The 18,818-nt window shown below is 60.7% G+C and carries 19 protein-coding genes; 17 read left to right on the top strand and 2 right to left on the bottom strand.

Translation table 11 applies throughout. The features are described from left to right. Positions 1-8 precede the first annotated feature (8 nt). A complete protein-coding gene (locus tag UW3_RS0115980) occupies positions 9-1,028 on the top strand; it encodes a Leu/Phe/Val dehydrogenase (RefSeq protein WP_010223519.1) in 1,020 nt (339 codons plus the stop codon). 6 nt (positions 1,029-1,034) lie between these two features. Here UW3_RS0115980 and UW3_RS0115975 read toward each other — a convergent pair whose 3' ends face one another. Then, positions 1,035-1,298 (bottom strand): YebG family protein, encoded by a 264-nt coding sequence (locus tag UW3_RS0115975; protein ID WP_010223518.1) that lies wholly within the window; start codon positions 1,296-1,298, stop codon positions 1,035-1,037. Between the two features lie 226 nt (positions 1,299-1,524). On the opposite strand from UW3_RS0115975, the gene UW3_RS0115970 reads away from it, so the two are divergent. The 10 genes from UW3_RS0115970 to UW3_RS0115925 all read left to right on the top strand — a co-directional run bounded on the left by UW3_RS0115970 (position 1,525) and on the right by UW3_RS0115925 (position 12,431). Further along, the gene (locus tag UW3_RS0115970; protein ID WP_010223517.1) at positions 1,525-2,031 is read left to right on the top strand and encodes a disulfide bond formation protein B; all 507 of its coding nucleotides are present in this window, start codon (positions 1,525-1,527) and stop codon (positions 2,029-2,031) included. Between the two features lie 563 nt (positions 2,032-2,594). Continuing rightward, positions 2,595-3,539, top strand: coding sequence for a ubiquinol oxidase subunit II (gene cyoA, locus UW3_RS0115965; protein ID WP_010223516.1), 945 nt, complete (start codon positions 2,595-2,597; stop codon positions 3,537-3,539). Positions 3,540-3,542: 3 nt separating this feature from the next. Then, positions 3,543-5,561 carry a cytochrome o ubiquinol oxidase subunit I gene (cyoB, locus tag UW3_RS0115960; protein WP_010223515.1) on the top strand — a complete coding sequence of 673 codons (2,019 nt, stop codon included), beginning with the start codon at positions 3,543-3,545 and terminating at the stop codon, positions 5,559-5,561. Between the two features lie 3 nt (positions 5,562-5,564). After that, positions 5,565-6,194 carry a cytochrome o ubiquinol oxidase subunit III gene (locus UW3_RS0115955; protein WP_026001353.1) on the top strand — a complete coding sequence of 210 codons (630 nt, stop codon included), beginning with the start codon at positions 5,565-5,567 and terminating at the stop codon, positions 6,192-6,194. Beyond that, positions 6,195-6,527, top strand: a complete 333-nt coding sequence (gene cyoD / locus UW3_RS0115950; RefSeq protein ID WP_010223513.1) for a cytochrome o ubiquinol oxidase subunit IV — start codon at positions 6,195-6,197, stop codon at positions 6,525-6,527. It begins immediately after the preceding gene. An 11-nt stretch (positions 6,528-6,538) separates the two neighbouring features. Then, complete coding sequence (cyoE, locus tag UW3_RS0115945; protein ID WP_010223512.1) at positions 6,539-7,426, top strand: heme o synthase; 888 nt, start codon at positions 6,539-6,541, stop codon at positions 7,424-7,426. A gap of 274 nt (positions 7,427-7,700) precedes the next feature. Next, on the top strand, positions 7,701-8,696 hold the full coding sequence (locus UW3_RS0115940; RefSeq protein WP_010223511.1) for an isocyanide synthase family protein: 996 nt from the start codon (positions 7,701-7,703) through the stop codon (positions 8,694-8,696). Next, positions 8,696-9,400, top strand: a complete 705-nt coding sequence (locus UW3_RS0115935; RefSeq protein ID WP_036993883.1) for an HAD family hydrolase — start codon at positions 8,696-8,698, stop codon at positions 9,398-9,400. Before UW3_RS0115940 ends, UW3_RS0115935 begins: the two co-directional genes overlap by 1 nt. Before the next feature lie 27 nt (positions 9,401-9,427). Continuing rightward, entirely contained in the window at positions 9,428-11,188 is a 1,761-nt protein-coding gene (locus tag UW3_RS0115930) for an isocyanide synthase family protein (RefSeq protein WP_010223509.1), read from the top strand. A gap of 109 nt (positions 11,189-11,297) precedes the next feature. Further along, positions 11,298-12,431, top strand: a complete 1,134-nt coding sequence (locus UW3_RS0115925; RefSeq protein WP_010223508.1) for a hypothetical protein — start codon at positions 11,298-11,300, stop codon at positions 12,429-12,431. An 8-nt stretch (positions 12,432-12,439) separates the two neighbouring features. Here UW3_RS0115925 and UW3_RS0115920 read toward each other — a convergent pair whose 3' ends face one another. Further along, complete coding sequence (locus UW3_RS0115920) at positions 12,440-14,626, bottom strand: TonB-dependent siderophore receptor (protein WP_081492802.1); 2,187 nt, start codon at positions 14,624-14,626, stop codon at positions 12,440-12,442. 211 nt (positions 14,627-14,837) lie between these two features. On the opposite strand from UW3_RS0115920, the gene alaC reads away from it, so the two are divergent. The 6 genes from alaC (at position 14,838) to UW3_RS0115890 (ending at position 18,818) form a co-directional block, all read left to right on the top strand. After that, complete coding sequence (alaC, locus tag UW3_RS0115915; protein ID WP_010223506.1) at positions 14,838-16,058, top strand: alanine transaminase; 1,221 nt, start codon at positions 14,838-14,840, stop codon at positions 16,056-16,058. Between the two features lie 181 nt (positions 16,059-16,239). After that, complete coding sequence (locus UW3_RS0115910; RefSeq protein WP_010223505.1) at positions 16,240-16,614, top strand: YkgJ family cysteine cluster protein; 375 nt, start codon at positions 16,240-16,242, stop codon at positions 16,612-16,614. Positions 16,615-16,668: 54 nt separating this feature from the next. Then, complete coding sequence (locus UW3_RS0115905) at positions 16,669-17,238, top strand: GNAT family N-acetyltransferase (RefSeq protein ID WP_026001352.1); 570 nt, start codon at positions 16,669-16,671, stop codon at positions 17,236-17,238. Positions 17,239-17,307: 69 nt separating this feature from the next. Next, positions 17,308-17,835 (top strand): hypothetical protein, encoded by a 528-nt coding sequence (locus UW3_RS0115900; RefSeq protein ID WP_148276801.1) that lies wholly within the window; start codon positions 17,308-17,310, stop codon positions 17,833-17,835. Next, positions 17,835-18,386 (top strand): hypothetical protein, encoded by a 552-nt coding sequence (locus UW3_RS0115895; RefSeq protein WP_010223502.1) that lies wholly within the window; start codon positions 17,835-17,837, stop codon positions 18,384-18,386. Before UW3_RS0115900 ends, UW3_RS0115895 begins: the two co-directional genes overlap by 1 nt. A 48-nt stretch (positions 18,387-18,434) precedes the next feature. Next, positions 18,435-18,818, top strand: coding sequence for a lysozyme inhibitor LprI family protein (locus tag UW3_RS0115890; protein WP_010223501.1), 384 nt, complete (start codon positions 18,435-18,437; stop codon positions 18,816-18,818).

The following is an 18,818-nucleotide window of genomic DNA, read 5'->3' as shown; positions in this document are numbered from 1 at the left end:
GCCCGTTGATGTTCGCTCTCATGCAAAGCACCCGCACGCAGTCGCTGCACCTGTGCATCGATCCGCCGACCGGCCTCAAAGCAGTGGTCGCCATTCATAGCGAACACCTGGGCCCGGCCATGGGAGGTTGCCGCTACCTGGCTTACCCGGACGACGACAGCGCCATGATCGACGCCATCCGCCTGGCCCAGGGCATGAGTTACAAGGCTGCGCTGGCAGGGTTGCCGTTGGGCGGGGGCAAGGCGGTGATCATTCGCAACCCCCATGTGGAAAACCGTGCAGCCTTGTTCGAGGCGTTCGGGCGCTTTGTCGATACCCTGCAGGGGCGCTTCATTACGGCCGTGGACAGCGGCACCTCGACCCTGGACATGGACTGCATCGCCCAGACCACCCAGCATGTCACCAGCACCACCGCTGCCGGCGACCCCTCGCCGCATGCGGCCATGGGTGTGTTCGCCGGCATTCGCGCTACCTCGATGGCACGCCTGGGCAGCGATAACCTCGAAGGTTTGCGTATTGCCGTGCAGGGCCTGGGCAATGTCGGTTATGCGCTGGCTGAGCAGTTGCATGCAGCGGGTGCCGAGTTGCTGGTCAGTGATCATGACCCGGGGCGGGTGCAACTGGCCATTGAGCAGTTCAATGCCCGGCCGGTGGCCAACGAGATGTTGATCAGCACACCCTGCGACATCTTTGCCCCGTGCGGGATAGGGCCGGTGCTCACGGGGCAGAGCGTGATGCAGTTGCGCTGTGCGGCGGTGGCGGGGGCGGCCAACAACCAGTTGACCACCTTGCAGGTGGCCGATCAGCTGGAAAGCCGCGGCATCCTTTATGCCCCGGATTACGTGATCAATGCCGGCGGGTTGATCTACGTGGCGCTCAGGCACCGTGGCGAGGACCTGAGCACCATTACCGCGCACCTGGCGCGCATCCCCTTGCGCCTGACCGAGGTCTTCGCTCATGCCCAGGCCGAGAAGCGCTCGCCGGCGCGGGTGGCGCAGATGCTGGCCGAGCAGTTGATCTACAACTGAAGACGGTTACTCGGCGGTACTGTCGTTGAGCAACTCGGACAGGGCGTCGGGCTGGCTCTTGAAGGCCTTGGCGAACACATCACGGTTTTTCGCCATATAGATACCGGCATCCTCGACCTGCTGTTCGCTCAGCGAAGGCACGGCTTTCTTCAGGACCTCGGCCAACAGCTCGGCCAGCTCGAGCATCTTGTCGTGACGGTCTGCTTCGGCTTTATCCATGAACAAGCGCTCCAGGTCGCGGCTGCTGCGGTATACCACTTCGACGGCCATTCATCACCTCACATGCCTTTGGTAATCGATGTATTCGATACTGTTTATTTGTACAGTGTTAATGATAGGGTAATCCACAGGACTAAGATAGTGGCAAATCAGTATTCTGCTCTTCGCTTCTCTCCACGAGGGCCTGGCGCGGCACTTTTGCCGCTCTCTATGGTCTGCTTCAGCGTGTAGAATTGCGTATCGGCAGTCGAGCCATCCAGTCTACGAAGGAACAGCAATGAACGAGCAAACATCGCGCCTGAATCGGGAACGGCGCTTTCTGGTACTGCTGGGGGTGATCTGCCTGGCCCTGATCGGCGGGGCGCTGTACATGCAGATCGTGCTGGGCGAGGCGCCATGCCCGCTGTGCATCCTGCAACGCTATGCCTTGCTGCTGATCGCGCTGTTTGCCTTCATCGGTGCGGCCATGCCCGGCAAACGCAGCCTGACCGTGCTCGAAGGCCTGGTGGTGCTCAGCGCCATCGGCGGTATCGCCGCTGCCGGTAATCATGTGTACATTCTGGCCAATCCAGCGGTCAGTTGCGGCATCGATACCCTGCAACCGATCGTCGACGGCCTGCCGCTGGCGTCGGTGCTGCCACTGGTGTTCCAGGTCGATGGTTTCTGCTCCACGCCGTACCCGCCGGTCATGGGCCTGTCCCTGGCGCAATGGGCCCTGGCGGCCTTTATCCTGACCGCCGTTCTGGTGCCTCTGGGCATCTACCGCAACCGCCGCCAGGCTTAGACAAAAGTCATGTGTTGACGCAAGTCCGTTGCGCAATGAGATTTGCAAAGTTTGTCGCACCAGACTTGATCCTGATCAAGTCTCGGCCCTTGTAAAACGGGCGTTCCAGGGGTATTGGAAGGGGTGCGACAAACTGTCGCGAAACTGATTTTTCAGGCGCTATTGTTACGTAATCGGTAAAGGACTGTTGCTCAATAAGTCATAGTCAACGATTGGTTACCTATCTACAATCGCCCCCAATTTCCGTTCGGCACCGCTTGCGAGTCGCAGGATTAAAGGAGCCCAGGCTCTTTTCGCTGACTCTGACGAGCATCGCCTGCGGCGATGCCGGGCTGACCCCCCTCCGTGATTTCCCGCACCAAATGGAATTGGTCTGAAGACAGGCCTGTTGCCTACTGAAGTCAAAACAATAAACACCGTAATACCCGGTTTATGCCGAGCCGCCGCAGCTGGCCTCAAGGCATGACCGTATTCGATCCCATAAATGCTGACGCTTGGCAGGACGAAGTGTTGGCGACCAAAACACAAATTGCATTGAAGCAAGCTGCTCTAGAGGTCGTGAGATGAGTAAAAAGCGTTACCCCAGACTGTTTGGCATTCTGCCCTTTTTAGGCATGCTTTTACTCAGTGGGTGCAACTGGACCCTGCTCGACCCGAAGGGCCAGGTCGGCATTGAGCAAAAGAACCTTATCCTGATCGCTACCGGCTTGATGTTGCTGGTGGTGATTCCTGTCATTTTCATGACCCTGGCGTTTGCCTGGAAGTATCGCGCTTCCAACAAGGCAGCCACCTACACCCCGGACTGGTCGCACTCGACCAAGATCGAAGTGGCGGTCTGGACCATCCCGGTGCTGATCATCATTGCCCTGGGTTACGTCACCTACAAGACCACCCATGAGCTGGACCCGTATCGTCCGCTGGTTTCCGACGTGAAGCCGGTGCAGATCGACGTGGTCGCCCTGGACTGGAAATGGCTGTTCATCTACCCGGAACAAGGCATTGCCACGGTCAACAAGATCGTCTTCCCGGCCAACACCCCGGTCAACTTCCGCGTGACCTCCGATTCGGTGATGAACTCCTTCTTCATCCCGGGCCTGGGCGGGCAGATCTACGCAATGGCTGGCATGACCACCAAACTGCACCTGATCGCCAACGAGAACGGTGAGTTCGACGGTATCTCCGCCAACTACAGCGGTGCTGGTTTCACCGGTATGAAGTTCAAGGCAACCGCCACCTCCCAGGCTGATTTCGAAGCATGGGTGAACGAAGTCAAGCAATCGCCTAAACAGCTGGATGCGGCTGAATACGCGGCATTGGCCAAAACGAGCGAAAACAATCCAGTCGCGCTGTACAGCGTGGCCTCGCCTGAGCAGTTCCAGTCCATCGTCGACAAGTACGAAGGCATGAACCGCGGTCGGCCGGTCCACGAAAAAGAGCAGAGCAAAGAAGCGGCCGGTACCGAAGGGATGGACGTGACTATGCATTCAGCTGCTGGGGCAGAGGAGTAAGAGATGTTCGGTAAACTAAGTCTGGATGCGATTCCGTATCACGAGCCGATAGTCATGGTGACACTTGCCATGATCGCGCTCGGCGGTATTGCGTTGATCGGTGCAATCACCTATTTCAAGAAATGGACCTACCTGTGGTCTGAGTGGCTGACTTCGGTCGACCACAAGAAAATCGGGGTGATGTACATCATCGTCGCGATGATCATGCTGCTGCGCGGCTTTGCCGACGCCATCATGATGCGCACGCAGCTGGCCATGGCCACCGGAGGTTCCGAGGGCTACCTGCCTCCCGAACACTATGACCAGATCTTCACCGCTCACGGTGTGATCATGATCATCTTCATGGCAATGCCATTCTTCACCGGCCTGATGAACCTGGCCCTGCCTCTGCAGATCGGTGCACGTGACGTTGCCTTCCCGTTCCTGAACTCCCTGAGCTTCTGGCTGCTGGTGTCCGGCGTCGTGCTGGTCAACGTCTCCCTGGGTGTTGGTGAGTTCGCCAAGACCGGCTGGGTCGCCTATCCACCGCTGGCGGGTATCCAGTACAGCCCTGGCGTGGGTGTCGACTACTACATCTGGGCGCTACAGCTATCGGGTCTGGGTACGACGCTAACGGGTGTCAACTTCCTCGCCACCGTGCTGAAAATGCGCGCCCCTGGCATGAAGCTGATGGACATGCCGATCTTCACCTGGACCTGCACCTGGGCCAACGTGCTGATCGTCGCTTCGTTCCCGATCCTGACCGCTGCACTGGCTCTGCTGACTGTTGACCGTTATCTGGACTTCCACATTTTCACCAACGAGCTTGGTGGGAACCCGATGATGTACGTCAACCTGTTCTGGGCCTGGGGTCACCCTGAGGTTTACATCCTGATCCTGCCGGCCTTCGGTGTGTTCTCGGAAGTCACCTCGACCTTCGCCGGCAAACGCCTGTTTGGCCACAAGTCGATGATCTACGCTTCGGGCGCGATCGCGGTACTGGGCTTTGCGGTATGGCTGCACCACTTCTTCACCATGGGTTCGGGCGCCAGCGTCAACACCTTCTTCGGTCTGGCGACCATGCTGATCTCGATTCCGACCGGGGTGAAGCTGTTCAACTGGCTGTTCACGATCTACCAGGGCCGTCTGCGCTTCACCGCACCGGTGCTGTGGACCCTGGGCTTCATGGTGACCTTCTCGATCGGTGGTATGACCGGCGTACTGCTGGCTGTTCCAGGTGCTGACTTCGTCCTGCACAACAGCCTGTTCGTAATCGCTCACTTCCACAACGTGATCATCGGTGGTGCGGTGTTCGGCTACATTGCCGGCTTCGCCTTCTGGTTCCCGAAAGCCTTCGGTTTCACCCTGAACGAGAAGTGGGGCAAAGCTGCCTTCTGGTTCTGGATCTCCGGTTTCTACGTGGCCTTCATGCCGCTGTACGCACTGGGCTTCATGGGTATGACCCGTCGTCTGAACCACTCCGACAACCCACTGTGGGAACCCTACCTGTACGTAGCCGTGTTCGGCGCCGTGCTGATCCTGTTCGGTATCGCTTGCCAGCTGATCCAGCTGTACGTCTCGATCCGCGACCGCAAGGACAACATGGACGTGACCGGCGACCCATGGGGCGGCCGTACCCTGGAATGGTCGACTTCGTCGCCACCGCCGTTCTACAACTTCGCCAGCATGCCTGAGAATGTCGATCTGGATGCATGGCACGAAACCAAGCAAGCCGGTAAGGCTTACAAGGTTCCAGCCAAGTACGAAGCGATCCACATGCCGAACAACACCTCTACCGGTGTGTTCATGGGTGCCTTGCTCACCGTATTCGGTTTCGCCTTCATCTGGCACATCTGGTGGCTGGTCGGCGCAAGCCTGATCGGTACCATCGCGGTCTTCGTCGCCCACGCTGCTCGTGACGACCAGGGCTACATGGTTCCAGCCGAGGAAGTGGCGCGCATCGAAGGTGAGCGCATGAAGTCCCTGGGCCTGGCTACCGGTACCCCGGTTGGCGCACGTGTCGAATCGTTTGAACGGGTTTAATCAATGTCCAGTCATGTAATTAACGCTGATACTCATGCTCATGGTCACGACCATGGGCATGACGACCACCACCACGACTCGGGCCAGATGACCGTATTCGGTTTCTGGCTGTACCTGATGACCGACTGCATCCTGTTTGCGTCGCTCTTCGCCACCTACGCGGTGCTGTCCGGCAGTTTTGCCGGCGGCCCGTCGGGTCACGACATTTTCCAGCTGGACTTTGTCGCGGTCGAAACCGCACTGCTGCTGTTCTCGAGTATCACCTTCGGCTTCGCCATGTTGCAGATGTTCAAAGGCAACAAGGGCGGCGTGCTGGGCTGGTTGGCTGTCACCTTCCTGTTCGGTGCCGGCTTCATCGCGATGGAAGTCTATGAGTTCCATCACCTGATCGCCGAGGGCTTCGGCCCGCAGCGCAGTGGCTTCCTGTCGGCGTTCTTCGCGCTGGTCGGTACCCACGGCCTGCACGTGACCGCAGGTCTGATCTGGATGGCGGTGATGATGTACCAGATCAACAAGCACGGTATCACCGGTACCGCCAAGACCCGCATGAGCTGCCTGAGCCTGTTCTGGCACTTCCTGGACGTGGTCTGGATCTGCGTGTTCACCGTCGTGTATCTGCTGGGGGTTCTGTAAATGGCTAACGCACATAACAGCCACGCCGAGGGCAACCACGGTAGCGTCAAGTCCTACGTGATCGGTTTCATCCTGTCGGTGATCCTGACGGCGATTCCGTTCGGCCTGGTGATGTTCCCGAGCATGCCGAAGGACATCACGATCATGATCGTGGTGGCCCTGGCGGTCATTCAGGTCGTGGTTCACCTGGTGTACTTCCTGCACATGGACCGTTCCGCCGAGCAGCGCTCCAACGTGTCGACCTTCCTGTTTACAGCGATGGTCATTGCACTGTTGGTCGGCCTGTCGCTGTGGATCATGTTCAGCATCCACACCAGCATGATGGCGAAGTGAGGTAAGACGACATGTCCGTTAAGCACTTTATCCAAATCACCAAACCGGGGATCATTTTCGGTAACGTGCTTTCTGTGGCAGGCGGTTTTTTCCTTGCCGCGCAAGGGCATGTCGACTTCATGCTGTTCCTGGCCACGGTGATTGGCACTTCGCTGGTGGTGGCGTCCGGTTGCGTGTTCAACAACTGCATCGACCGTGACATCGACATCAAGATGGAGCGCACCAAGAACCGTGCGATGGTCCAGGGCCAGATCTCGCTGAACGTCGCGCTGGCCTACGCCACCCTGCTCGGGGTGGCCGGCCTTGGCCTGCTGTATGTGCAGGCCAATGCCCTGGCGGCGCTGTTCGGCCTGATCGGCTTTGTCATCTACGTCGGCTTCTACAGCCTGTACCTCAAGCGCAAATCGGTGCACGGCACCCTGGTGGGCAGCCTGTCCGGTGCCATGCCTCCGGTGATCGGCTACTGCGCGGTGAGCAACAGCTTCGACCTGGCTGCACTGACCCTGCTGGTGATGTTCAGCCTGTGGCAGATGCCGCATTCCTACGCCATTGCGATCTTCCGCTTCAACGACTACCTGGCCGCATCGATTCCGGTGCTGCCGGTCAAGCGTGGGATCCTGGTGGCGAAGAAGCACATCCTCTGGTACATCGTGGCGTTCCTGGTCGCGACCCTGATGCTGACCCTGGGTGGCTACGCGGGCATGAGCTACATGGCCGTTGCCGCCGCCATGGGCATGTACTGGCTGTACATGGCCTGGACCGGCTACAAGGCAGTGGACGATCGCCTGTGGGCACGCAAGCTGTTCGTGTTCTCGATCTTCACCATCACTGCCCTGAGCGTGATGATGTCGCTGGACACCAAGGTGCCGACCGAGCTGTTGCTGACTTACGCGCACTGATTCATCCGCGTGTAACAAAAACGCCCCAGGCTGCAGAGCCCGGGGCGTTTTTGTTTGTGCCGGTGGGCTCATCGCGGGTCAAGCCCGCTCCCACAGGAATTGCATCAACCCTGTAGGAGCGGGCTTGTCCCGCGATCGATAGTGAACGCCACAACGACCGAATCTGCTGTTGACAAGTACCCGGGGTTTGCCGGATTTTAGCGCGGCGCGGGTAAGGAGTATCTGCGTATGGCCAGAGGATGCTGGCCGTGATTGACCACACAAGGGATTGTCCATGACCGAGCCAAACGCCGTTGCTCAACGGGCGTGCCTCGCGCTGCTGCGCGAACGCCATACCTCTGCGCACCTCGATACCGCCTTGCAGGTGCTCGACTGCCTGTTCCGCCGCCGCAGCCTGGCACCGGGCCAGGACGACGAGTTGTCGGCTGAAGTGCTCGAGCCGCATCTGGATAAAGTCCTCAGCGCGATCGAGGCCGGCCAGCGCATCGAAATGGTCCTGCCAGCCTTCCCGGGCAAGTCGCCGAACCGGCAGAAAACCCTCAGCCACCTACCGGACCTTGCCGAGCGTCACGCCATCGACGAACTGCAGCACCTGTGCGCTGAAATCCAGGCGCTGTATGCGCCGGGCGCGTTGATTCACATCTGTTCCGACGGCTACGTGTTTTCCGACCTGGTGCGTGTGCCCGATGCCCACGTCAAGGCTTACACCGACGAAATCCAGCGTTACGCCGAGCAGCATTATCCGCACAGCTTCGCCTTGTTCGATCTCAAGGATGCCTACCCGCAACTGGGCTGCCTGGACTCCATGCGCGAGGAGCTGATGATCGAGTATGGCCAGTCGCTGATCGCACTGGGCCAGCGCTTTCAGGATGAGCCACACATGATGCTGATGTACTGCGGTATTCACCGTTTTCTGTCCGAGGATTACTCGGGGCTTGCCGAGTTCGCCGGCATGAGCCTCAACGCCGTGAAGAAGATCGCCAAGCCGGCGTCGCAACGGGTGATCCAGCGCAGCGAAGCCTGGAGCGCGCTGTTGCAGGCGCGCTACCCACAGTGCCTGCGGTTGTCGATTCACCCGCAGTTGGCCGTGTCACAGAAGATCGGCATCCGCCTGGTGCCCACCAGCGACCTGTGGCGTACGCCCTGGCACTCGGTAGCGATCAAGCGCCGCGGGGTGGTGATGCTCGACAAGCGCAGCAATATCGACGAGCGCTACAGCCGCCTGGTGTTCCGCCAGGGCCGCCCCTGCCACTACGCCAGTGCGCAATGATGCTTCCAGCATTGACGGCAGATGCCGTGATTTTCGACCTCGACGGTACCTTGGTCGATACCTTGCCGGACATCGTCTGGTGCCTGAACCGGGTGCTGCAGGATCAGGGCTATCAGCCGCTGCCACGGGAGACCATCAGCGCCTATGTCGGCGGTGGAACCGGGGCGATGCTCGAGCGTGTCGCCGCGCGCCTGGGCATTGCCGATGACAAGGCCCTGCATACCCATTACATCGCCTGCTACCAGCAGCACCTGGTGCAGTTCTCGCGACCGTTCGAGGGCGTGCTGGAAATGCTCGAGGGCTGTCGCCAATTGCAATTGCCGATGGCCATCGTCACCAACAAGGCCCACGACATGGCGTTGCAGGTGGCTGGGCAGCTGTTCCCCTCAAACACCTTCGAAATCGTTCTTGGCCAGCGCCGTGGCCACCCGCTCAAACCCCAGCCGGATGCTGCCCTGGAAGCGGCCCGGCATCTGGCGGTGGAACCCTCCCGCTGCCTGTTCGTCGGCGATACCGTCATCGACCTGATGACCGCACGCGCAGCCGGCATGCACGCCGCTGGCGTGACCTGGGGCTACGGTCGGGCCTATGCCTTGCAAGCACAGACGGCGGACCTGTACTGCGATCAACCGGCAGACCTGCTGCATGCCGTGCAGCGGGCCAACCCAACCTGCGTGGCTGGCGCTATTGCCAGCCCGCTCTGATACACCACCTCTCAAGGAAGAAAGGTCATGCAACACAAGGACACCTGGATCAAGGCGGTCAGCGATGTGCTGGCAGGTTATCTGCTCAAGGACAACGACGATCGGTTCGACAGGGCAGGTCGGGCCAGCCTGGCCACCAGCCTTGCCCACTTCTACGATCAACAGGCGCCGGTACGCCTGGTGTTGCCGGGCTTCCCGTGCAAGTCGCCGAATGCCCGCGACCAGACGTTCGGTGTGCTGCCAGATTACGGCGAAGCCATGGCCATCGAGCGTCTGGACCAACTGGGCCAGGAGATCGCGGCGCTGTACGCGCCAGGTTGCGTGGTATCGATCCTGAGTGACGGCACGACCTTCAACGATATCGTCGGCGTGCCCGACGACGTGCGCAAAGCCTACAACCAGGCATTGCGCGAGTTGTGCACCACCCACACGATCAACTGGGTAAGCATGGAAGACCTGTTCCCCCAGGCCAGCAGCGCCGATGCCGTGCGCGCCACGCTGGTCAAGCAGGCCCGGCTGCCGTGGAAGAACGTCGAGGCGCTGATCGCGCAGAGTCGCCATGACGAGACCCTCAGTCATGCCCACGACAAGCTCTGCAGCCACCTCTACAACGACCTGCGTCTGTGCCGCGAAGCGGGGCAGAGCGAAGACGAGCACCTGCTGCAGATCGGCTACAAGGCCTATCAGATGATGTTCCGCGGGCAAGCGCTGAATGCCGCGGTCAATCGCTTCTTCCCGGACGACATTCGTCTGTCGGTGCATCAGTACGACAATGCCGGGCCGAAGTTCACCCTGGCCTTGGCTGATGGCCTGACACGGGTTTCCAGCCCCTGGCATGCGGTGCCGGTGCGTCATCTGGATGGCAGCCAAACGCTGCGCACCCGGGCTGAAGTGGATATCGACCGGCACCTGCTGGTGCAGTACCAGGGGCGCCCCTGGCTGTACCACGAAACCACCGGCGAGGCGCTGCAGGGCTTTGAATTCGAGCTCCAGAAGCGCCCGTTGTTCGGCTTGCTGGTACGCGCCCCCTTGGGCCTGGGCTTTGAGCGTTTCTCGACGCAATTGCTCGAAGCCTTGGTGGAAACCTTCGGTTTTGTCTGCCTGCGCGGCTGCACCTTCGAAGACCGCGACAGCTTCGCCCGCGATTGCGAACGTTTCGGCACCATCTACCAATGGGCCTTCGGCAAGGTGCATGTGGTCAAGCCGGCGGACAAGCCCGAGGGCGTGGTGCACTCGCTGGAGAAGACGCCACTGCACTGGGACCTGAACATGCTGCCGGCCAGCGATGCCCAGGTGCAGCGTGATCCGAAGTTCTGCGCGAGCAAGTTCATGCTCTATTGCAAGACCGCGCCGCAGCCGGGTGAAGGCCAGACCACCATCGTCGACAGCCGCAATGCCCTGCGCAAGGTCGGCAGCCAGGTAGCCCGACAATGGCAGGCCGTGGACATTACCTATTACACGCGCATGACCTACTTCGGTGGCTCGCCGCGTAGCTACAGCCTGGTGGACCTGCACCCGCGCACCGGTGAACGTATTTTGCGCTACCAGGAAGGCACCGAGTCGACCCTGCAGACCTTGAGCCAGGAAGTGCACGGGTTCGAGGCGCAAGCCCAGCAGGCTTTGCTCGAGCAGCTCAATGCGCTGGTCTATGACGAGGATTGCCTGATCGCCCATGAGTGGGTCGAGGGCGATCTGGTTCTGATCGACAACTACCAGACCCTGCATGGTCGCTTGCCGATGTCGCCGGCTTCGGCTTCGCGCGAGCTCTGGCGGGTTCAGGTCTACTGAGGCGCTGACCCTGACAGCGGGGTGCCCGCTGTCAGGGTTTCTTTCCGTCTGTCGGTGGCGCTCGGGCTGCAATAGCGTGTGCTGGTCCTCAACCTGACAGGATCATGACATGAGCATTTTGACCGTTTACTTTTGTGGCACCGGCTCTCATCGTTTCGACGACAAGAACCCCAACTTCTGGAATGGCGAGCTGGTTTCGACCCTGGCCTCCAACGACCAGGGCAAGGAGTATGCCCACTGGATTGCCGTCGACGGCCCAGGCAGTGGCAACCTGCAGGCCGATGAGTTGTTCGTGGAGCCAGGTGGCTACTACAACTGGAACCAGACCCTGTTTGGCAAAGGCTGGGAGGAAAATGTCCAGCATGCACTGCAGATCATCAAGGGCGAGAGCAACTGGCAGCGCACGGAACTGAGTGAGGAGGAGTATCAGCGCCTGAAAGCCGCTGGCGTCCCAATCCCCAACTCGACGGCAACGGCTTCCTGGTTCTGGCGCACCTACAACTACGGCAACCGCAAGATTACGCCGCAAATGCTCCAGGAGCAGATCATCAAGCAATTTCGCAAGGACGGCATCATCCCCACCCAGGTCAACCTGGTGGGGTGGAGCCGAGGCGGCGTCAGCTGTCACATGCTGGCCAATGCCCTGCTTGGCGATAGTGAGTTGAAGAAGCTTGCGGTGAATATTTTCGCCATCGATCCGGTACCAGGCATTGGCAACTTCGACCACCACCGGGTGCAACTGGGCGAAAACGTCAAGCAGTACGTTGGCTTCTTCTCCCGCGACGAACGCTCCAAAGGTTTCTCCTGCGTGATCCCCAAGACCCATGCCAGCACCCGTTGCCATGTCTACCCGATGCCCGGGCGCCATGCCACTCTGGTGGGCAATGCTGCAGCCGATGGTGCCGCCGGTGGCAAGGTGCTGGCCGAGCCGGGCCTGATCGTTCGCCATTTTGCTGAAGTGTGCCTGACCCGTTGGGGAGTGAAACTGCAGAAAATGCTCAACCTCGGCGAGCGCGACCTGCAGGCCTATCACCAGGTGCTCGCGCGCGACGACAGCAAGTACCAGGCAATGCGCACGCATTCCTACACCGTGCTGACCGAGTCGGAGAAGGGCGAGCGGGCTGTTTCGCTGGGCAGCCAGGGCGCTGGCTTCTCTGCGGTGAAGGGCGGCACCTTGATGCCGCCTGCCGGGTTGGCAGCGCCTATCACCTGGCAGGCATCTTCCTACCAGGAAATTCGCTGAGACATGGCTTAGAAATCGTAGCGAGCGCTGACACTCACGTTGCGTGGGTCGCCGTAGTAGTAGGAGTTATAGAAGCCGACGTTGGTGAAGTACTTCTTGTCGAACAGGTTGTTCAGGTTGACCTGGCCGCAGAGGCTGTCGGTGAACTGATACCGGGTCATCAGGTCGACCAGCCAGTAGGCTTCCTGGGTGTAGTCTTCCCGGCCGCGAACCGGGTTGTTCACCGCTTGCCATGACTTGCCCTGCCAGCGCGCGCCACCCCCAACGGTCATGCGCTCCAGCTCGCCGGGCAGCTTGTAGCTGGTGAACAGGCTGACCTGGTCCTCCGGTTCCCAGGTAGAGATCTTGTCGCCATCGTCATCGCGAATGACCTTGTGGGTATAACCGGCCTGCACCTGCCAGCCGCGGGCCAGTTCCCCGGAAATCTCCGCTTCGTAGCCTTTGGACTTGGCCTTGGTCGCCACATAGGGGCTCAGAACCTGTGACGGTTGCCCGCTGCGGTCCTGTTCGGCGCGGTTGTCTTCATGGATCTCGAAGTAGGCCAGGCTGGCATTGAGGCGCCCGTCGAACCATTCGCCCTTCAGACCGACTTCATAGTTGTCGCCCTCGTTGGGCTCCAGGGTCTTGCCAAAGCGATCCTGGCTGGACTGCGGGTTGAAAATGCTGGTGTAGCTGGCATAGACGGCGTAGGTCGGATTGAGATCGTAGACCACGCCCGCGTAAGGCACGGCGCGTCCGCTTTCCTTCTGATCGCTGTCGCCGGAGCGGGTGAAGTTGGCAAACCGGCTCCCGAGGATCAGTGCCAGATCATCAGTGGGCTTGAAACGCGCAGTGATGTAGCTGGCAGTCTGGCGGGTGGTCAGGTCGTCGGTGCGCGACAGCTTCCAGTCCGGTTCGGCAATGTTGCCGTTCCAGGTGTAGAAGTTGTCGACCCGGTTGTTGTAACCCGCCGCCGCGTCATAGGCCTTGGCATCGAACCTGGCCCGCGAATAGCTGGTGCCGACCACCAACTCGTGCTCGCGCCCGAACAGCTCGAAAGGGCCGGTGGCATAGAGCTCTGCGGTGTCGGTTTTGGTTTCGCCGGTGAACTTGCCCGAGTACAGGGCGCTGCCGCTGCCCGTGCGAGGGTTGGGGGCACCGCCGCTGAGAGAGCCGAGCCTTGCGTGGTAACCGTTGAGCTTGTGGCTCAGCTCGAACTTGGCGACCCAGTCGCTGGCAAAGTGCCGTTCCAGGCTGGCAAATGCGGTACGGGTGTATTGCTCCCAACGGCTCCACTGCGCCCCCGGATTGAACGAACGCGAAACCTTGTTCAGGTTGCCATCGCTGTTGAATATCGGGATGGCCGCCCAACTGGAGCCCCTGGGGTCGTTGTCCTGGTAGTCGGCGCCCAACGTCAGCAGGGTGTCGTCATCCAGGTCCATTTCGACAATGCCGTAGTAGACGCTGGTCTTGCGTTCATAGTGATCCTGGAACGAGTGTTTGTCCTGGAAGGCGGCCACGGCCCGAGCCCGCACGCTGGCGCTGTCGTTGAGTGCGCCAGAGACATCGAGCTCGTTGCGGTAGTTGTCCCAGGAGCCACCGCTGGCGCCGATATGGGCATTGAAGTCGGCGGTGGGTTTCTTGCGTACGAAGTTGATCGCTGCACCAGGTTTGCCGGCACCGGAAAGCAGGCCGTTGGCGCCCTTGATTACCTCGATGCGGTCGTAGATGGCAGTGTCGCTGAGGTTGTTGCCGGCGGCGTTGACGCCGTTATCCAGGGTGGGAATGCCGTCGTACTGGTAGTTCTGGATCGAATAGCCACGGGAATAGTAGGTGGTGCGCTCGCTGTCCAGTCTCGATACCGTGATGCCCGGTGTATGGCGCATCACCTCGTCGATGGCGTTGAGATTGAAGTCATCCATGAACTGGCGGGTGACCACCGAGATCGACTGCGGAGTCTGCTTGGGGGTCAACACCAGGCGGGTGGCAGTGGCGATGGTGCCCGGGGTGTAACTGCCGTTGCCTTCGGTGATGGTCCCCAGCTGGTTACTGATGACCTGGGTTTCGCCAAGTTCCCACACATGATGGTGATGAACGTCGACAGGTTCAGTGTCGTCTTCTGGCGTGGCTGCGTGCAGCCCGGCACTGGCGGCACATAGCGCGATGGCAAGAAGTGTCGGTGTGAACGGGAGGTGCTGGGGGAGGGGGGGAAGCATTGCAGTTCCTTTGAATGCTGGCTAATTAATAAATGTGATACAAATGATTCTCATTATGGTGTCAGGACTGTAATGCAAAAGAAAGGCTTGGCGAGGTATTTTTCTGCAGTTACTGGACACCCGGCGGGCAAAGGCTCTATGGTTTGCCTCGGCCACCGCAGTGGCCAACGTCGCTCGGACGGTTCCGGGCGCTTACGTCTTCGAGGAAGCCATGGCTGACCAAGGTTCGCCGCGCCGCTTTGCGCGCATTGATCGTCTCCCCCCCTACGTCTTCAACATCACTGCCGAGCTCAAGATGGCCGCGCGCCGTCGTGGCGAGGACATCATCGACCTGAGCATGGGCAACCCCGACGGCGCCACGCCGCCGCACATCGTCGAGAAACTGGTGCAGGTCGCCCAGCGTGAAGACACCCACGGCTACTCGACTTCCCGCGGTATCCCACGCCTGCGCCGGGCGATCTCGCGCTGGTACAAGGACCGCTACGAGGTCGAGATCGACCCGGAAAGCGAAGCTATTGTCACCATCGGCTCCAAGGAAGGCCTGGCGCACCTGATGCTCGCCACCCTTGACCATGGCGACACCGTGCTGGTGCCCAACCCCAGCTACCCGATTCACATCTACGGGGCGGTGATAGCCGGTGCCCAGGTGCGTTCGGTGCCGTTGATTCCGGGGGTGGATTTCTTCAACGAGCTGGAGCGGGCAATCCGCGAAACCATCCCGAAACCGAAGATGATGATCCTTGGCTTTCCCTCCAACCCGACCGCGCAGTGCGTCGAGCTGGACTTCTTCGAACGGGTGGTGGCCCTGGCCAAGCAGTACGACGTGCTGGTGATCCACGACCTGGCCTACGCCGACATCGTCTACGACGGCTGGAAAGCACCGTCGATCATGCAGGTGCCGGGGGCCAAGGACATTGCCGTGGAGTTCTTCACCCTGTCCAAGAGCTACAACATGGCCGGCTGGCGGATCGGCTTCATGGTCGGCAACCCCGAGCTGGTCAGCGCCCTGGCACGCATCAAGAGCTACCACGACTACGGCACCTTCACCCCGCTGCAGGTCGCGGCCATTGCCGCGCTGGAAGGCGATCAGCAGTGTGTGCTCGATATCGCCGAGCAGTATCGCCAGCGTCGCAACGTGCTGGTCAAGGGCCTGCACGAGTTGGGCTGGATGGTCGAGAACCCCAAGGCGTCGATGTACGTCTGGGCGAAAATCCCCGAAGAGTACGCGCACCTGGGGTCGCTGGAGTTTTCCAAGAAGCTGCTGGCCGAGGCCAAGGTCTGCGTGTCGCCGGGCATCGGCTTTGGTGATTATGGCGACGACCATGTGCGCTTTGCCCTGATCGAGAACCAGGACCGCATCCGTCAGGCGGTGCGCGGCATCCGGCAGATGTTCAGGGCTGATGGTGTGGGCAGCAAGCCGGCCCAGAAATAAGCGTACAGGCCATCGCGGGTCAATCCCGCTCCTACAGTGGGAGCGGGATTGCCGCAGCGAAACAACCGTCCGTCAGCGGCGATTTATTTCTGCAATACCCCCCTTCTCAAACATCCGGCAAAGCATAGAATGGCGGCGGGTTTCTCCCTATAACGATAATCAACCTCCCCCCCTTCTGATCATGTCCGAACATAATCCTTGTTTGAACTGCGGCGCCTGCTGCGGGTATTTCCGTGTGTCTTTCTTCTGGGGTGAGTGCACGTCGGCGGGTGGTGTCGTGCCCGACGATCTGGTGGTCCAGATCAGCCCCAGCCGCGTGGCGATGATCGGCACCGACAGCAAGCCCTGTCGCTGCATCGGGCTCGAAGGCGAGATCGGCAAAGGTGTGAGCTGCACCTTGTATGAACAACGCTCCAGCCCGTGCCGGGAGTTCGACGCGGCCTGGGTCAATGGCGAAGCCAACCCCAGCTGCGATGCGGCCCGCGCCGCCTATGGGCTGCCACCGCTCGAGGCCAACGAACCGATCTGGCCGGACGAGGGCGCTGAAGTCGCCTGAGGCGCGGCTTGAGGGGTACACTGGCGGGTTCATGAATCGGACAGGAGGTCCCGCGTGACCCGCATGTACAGTTTTCCCGCTGACCTGTGCCTGGAAAGCCCGCGCTTGCAACTGCGCCCGATGGTGCTCGAGGATGCCGACGCATGGTTTGCCATCATGGCCGACCCGCAGGTCATGCGTTACTGGCACCACCGTCCCTGGCAAGCGCTGACCGAGGCACGGGCGGCATTGGCCGAAGACCGCGCCGCTTATGCCGCTGGGCAGATGCTGAAGCTGGGCATCTATCGGCGCGACAACAGCGAACTGATCGGCATGAGCCAATTGTTCAACCTGGAGCCCACTTCGCGCCGCGGGGAAATCGGCTACTGCCTGGCCAGTGCTGCCCAAGGCCGTGGTTTCATGGACGAGGCGCTGACCTGTTTCATTGACTACCTGGCTCACGGCCTGCACTTGCGGCGCCTGGAGGCCGAAATCGACCCGCGCAACCACGGTTCGGCACGCACCCTGGAGCGTCAGGGCTTTGTGCTCGAAGGGGTGCTGCGCCAGCGCTGGTGTGTCGCCGGTGAGCTGTCGGACTCGGGGCTATACGGGCTGCTGCTCGATCAGGCGCCAATGGAAGGTTGAATACTCAAGCGCGGCAGCGCAGTCTGCGCTATTGTCGCGCGCTCTTTGACCAGCCAAATGGATTTACTGGTGCCCCTGAACTACCTGACCCTCAGCCTCGCCTGCTACCTGACCTGCCTGTTCCTTGAGGCTTGTGCCCGTGAGCACGATGTGATGCGTGGCATGCACGCCCTGGCCCTGGGGGTCTTGGGCGGCGCCTTCTGGTATGCCAATCCGCTGTATTTCGCCGCCCTGGTGATGCACCGCAAACAACCACGGGTGGCCCTGTACCTGGGGTGCGCTGCGCTGTTGCTCAGTGGCTCGATGGTGCCGCTGGGCTGGTTCAACTTGACCCCGGTACCCGATTCGCCCAACGGTCCGGGGCTGCTGATCGGCTACTACGTGTGGTTGCTGGCGATGGTGCTGTTCATCCTTGGCCAGTGGCGCTACCGCCGGGAACCTGCGGGTAGCAGCAGGGTACCGCTGCTGGGCTGGCCGGGCTGGGTGCTGGTCGCTGGCATCGTAGTCAGTGTGCCGCTGGCATTCACGCCCTGGAGTAAAGTGCCGTTTCGGTCGGTCCCCGAGCAGGTACCGTGCATTGAGTGCGGAGGCAACTGATGGCCCGTTTCTACGTTGCAATCACCCTGGCGTTGTACCTGTTGAGCCTGTGCTTCAAAGCCATCTACCTGTCGGCTGACGGCTCTCTGCATGCTTTGCAGGTGCTGCTGCTCGGGCCTTGGGGCATTGTCATGCAGATCTACGGCTGGTTTGCCAACCCGTTGCTGGGGCTGGCGATCCTGATGCACCGGCGTTGGCGCTGGCTGGCCCTGGTGCTTGGCCTTGGCGCGCTGTACCTGGCACTCAGCGCGCTGCAAGTCGAGCGTCTGCCAGACAATCACAGCTACAGTTTTCTCGACGTCACAGGCTTCGGCCCCGGTTATTACGTCTGGCTGCTATCGATCGGCTTCTTCTGCGTAGCGCAGGCCTGGTGGTGCCGACAGGGGGTCAAAGGCGCGCAGATGCCGGGTTGGCACTGGCTTGATGGCGGCCTGGCAATCGTGCTCAACATTGCCATCGTCTACGCGATCCAGACGCCTAGCCTGCACTTTCAGCTAAAGAAAATGATCGAGCCACCGACGCCGGTCCAGATCGACAAGGGCGCCATCTAGCATGCCGACCACGATCAGCCCGCGCCCACCCAAGACGGAGTCCGCCGCATGAACCGCCCATTTTTGCTCATCGGCCTATGGGTCTGTGGTTCCTCAATAGCCCAGGCCCAGGACGAGTACTCCCCGGCCTACACAGCCTGCATGAAAACCGCCGAGTCCACCCTGGCCATGAACAACTGCAACGGCGCCGAGATCAAGCGCCAGGACAGCCGCCTCAACAGCGCCTACAAAAAGGCCATGGCCGCTCTCGAAGGCCCTCAGCAAACCCAGCTGCGTGAGGCTCAGCGGGCCTGGATCAAGTACCGCGACGCCAACTGCAACCTGTATTACAGCCCCACCGGCGGCACTATCGACCAGCTCAATGGCGCCGGGTGCATCCTCGGCAGCACCCGGGACCGGGCAGACGAACTGCAGGCATTGCTGCAGCCCTGA

Source organism: Pseudomonas donghuensis (assembly GCF_000259195.1).
Classification (GTDB): Bacteria; Pseudomonadota; Gammaproteobacteria; order Pseudomonadales; family Pseudomonadaceae; genus Aquipseudomonas; species Aquipseudomonas donghuensis.
The sequence above is the reverse complement of the archived record's forward strand: the minus strand, read 5'-3'. Positions and strand labels throughout refer to the sequence as shown.

Bases quoted from the DNA above. Each gene is read 5' to 3' on its own strand.
- cyoA (WP_010223516.1), top strand. From the start codon at position 2,595: ATGAGTAAAAAGCGTTACCCCAGACTGTTTGGCATTCTGCCCTTTTTA.
- UW3_RS0115925 (WP_010223508.1), top strand. From the start codon at position 11,298: ATGAGCATTTTGACCGTTTACTTTTGTGGCACCGGCTCTCATCGTTTC.
- UW3_RS0115940 (WP_010223511.1), top strand. From the start codon at position 7,701: ATGACCGAGCCAAACGCCGTTGCTCAACGGGCGTGCCTCGCGCTGCTG.
- UW3_RS0115930 (WP_010223509.1), top strand. From the start codon at position 9,428: ATGCAACACAAGGACACCTGGATCAAGGCGGTCAGCGATGTGCTGGCA.
- UW3_RS0115920 (WP_081492802.1), bottom strand. From the start codon at position 14,626: ATGCTTCCCCCCCTCCCCCAGCACCTCCCGTTCACACCGACACTTCTT.
- UW3_RS0115955 (WP_026001353.1), top strand. From the start codon at position 5,565: ATGTCCAGTCATGTAATTAACGCTGATACTCATGCTCATGGTCACGAC.
- UW3_RS0115895 (WP_010223502.1), top strand. From the start codon at position 17,835: ATGGCCCGTTTCTACGTTGCAATCACCCTGGCGTTGTACCTGTTGAGC.
- UW3_RS0115935 (WP_036993883.1), top strand. From the start codon at position 8,696: ATGCTTCCAGCATTGACGGCAGATGCCGTGATTTTCGACCTCGACGGT.
- cyoE (WP_010223512.1), top strand. From the start codon at position 6,539: ATGTCCGTTAAGCACTTTATCCAAATCACCAAACCGGGGATCATTTTC.
- UW3_RS0115970 (WP_010223517.1), top strand. From the start codon at position 1,525: ATGAACGAGCAAACATCGCGCCTGAATCGGGAACGGCGCTTTCTGGTA.
- cyoB (WP_010223515.1), top strand. From the start codon at position 3,543: ATGTTCGGTAAACTAAGTCTGGATGCGATTCCGTATCACGAGCCGATA.
- cyoD (WP_010223513.1), top strand. From the start codon at position 6,195: ATGGCTAACGCACATAACAGCCACGCCGAGGGCAACCACGGTAGCGTC.
- UW3_RS0115975 (WP_010223518.1), bottom strand. From the start codon at position 1,298: ATGGCCGTCGAAGTGGTATACCGCAGCAGCCGCGACCTGGAGCGCTTG.
- UW3_RS0115980 (WP_010223519.1), top strand. From the start codon at position 9: ATGTTCGCTCTCATGCAAAGCACCCGCACGCAGTCGCTGCACCTGTGC.
- alaC (WP_010223506.1), top strand. From the start codon at position 14,838: ATGGCTGACCAAGGTTCGCCGCGCCGCTTTGCGCGCATTGATCGTCTC.
- UW3_RS0115890 (WP_010223501.1), top strand. From the start codon at position 18,435: ATGAACCGCCCATTTTTGCTCATCGGCCTATGGGTCTGTGGTTCCTCA.
- UW3_RS0115910 (WP_010223505.1), top strand. From the start codon at position 16,240: ATGTCCGAACATAATCCTTGTTTGAACTGCGGCGCCTGCTGCGGGTAT.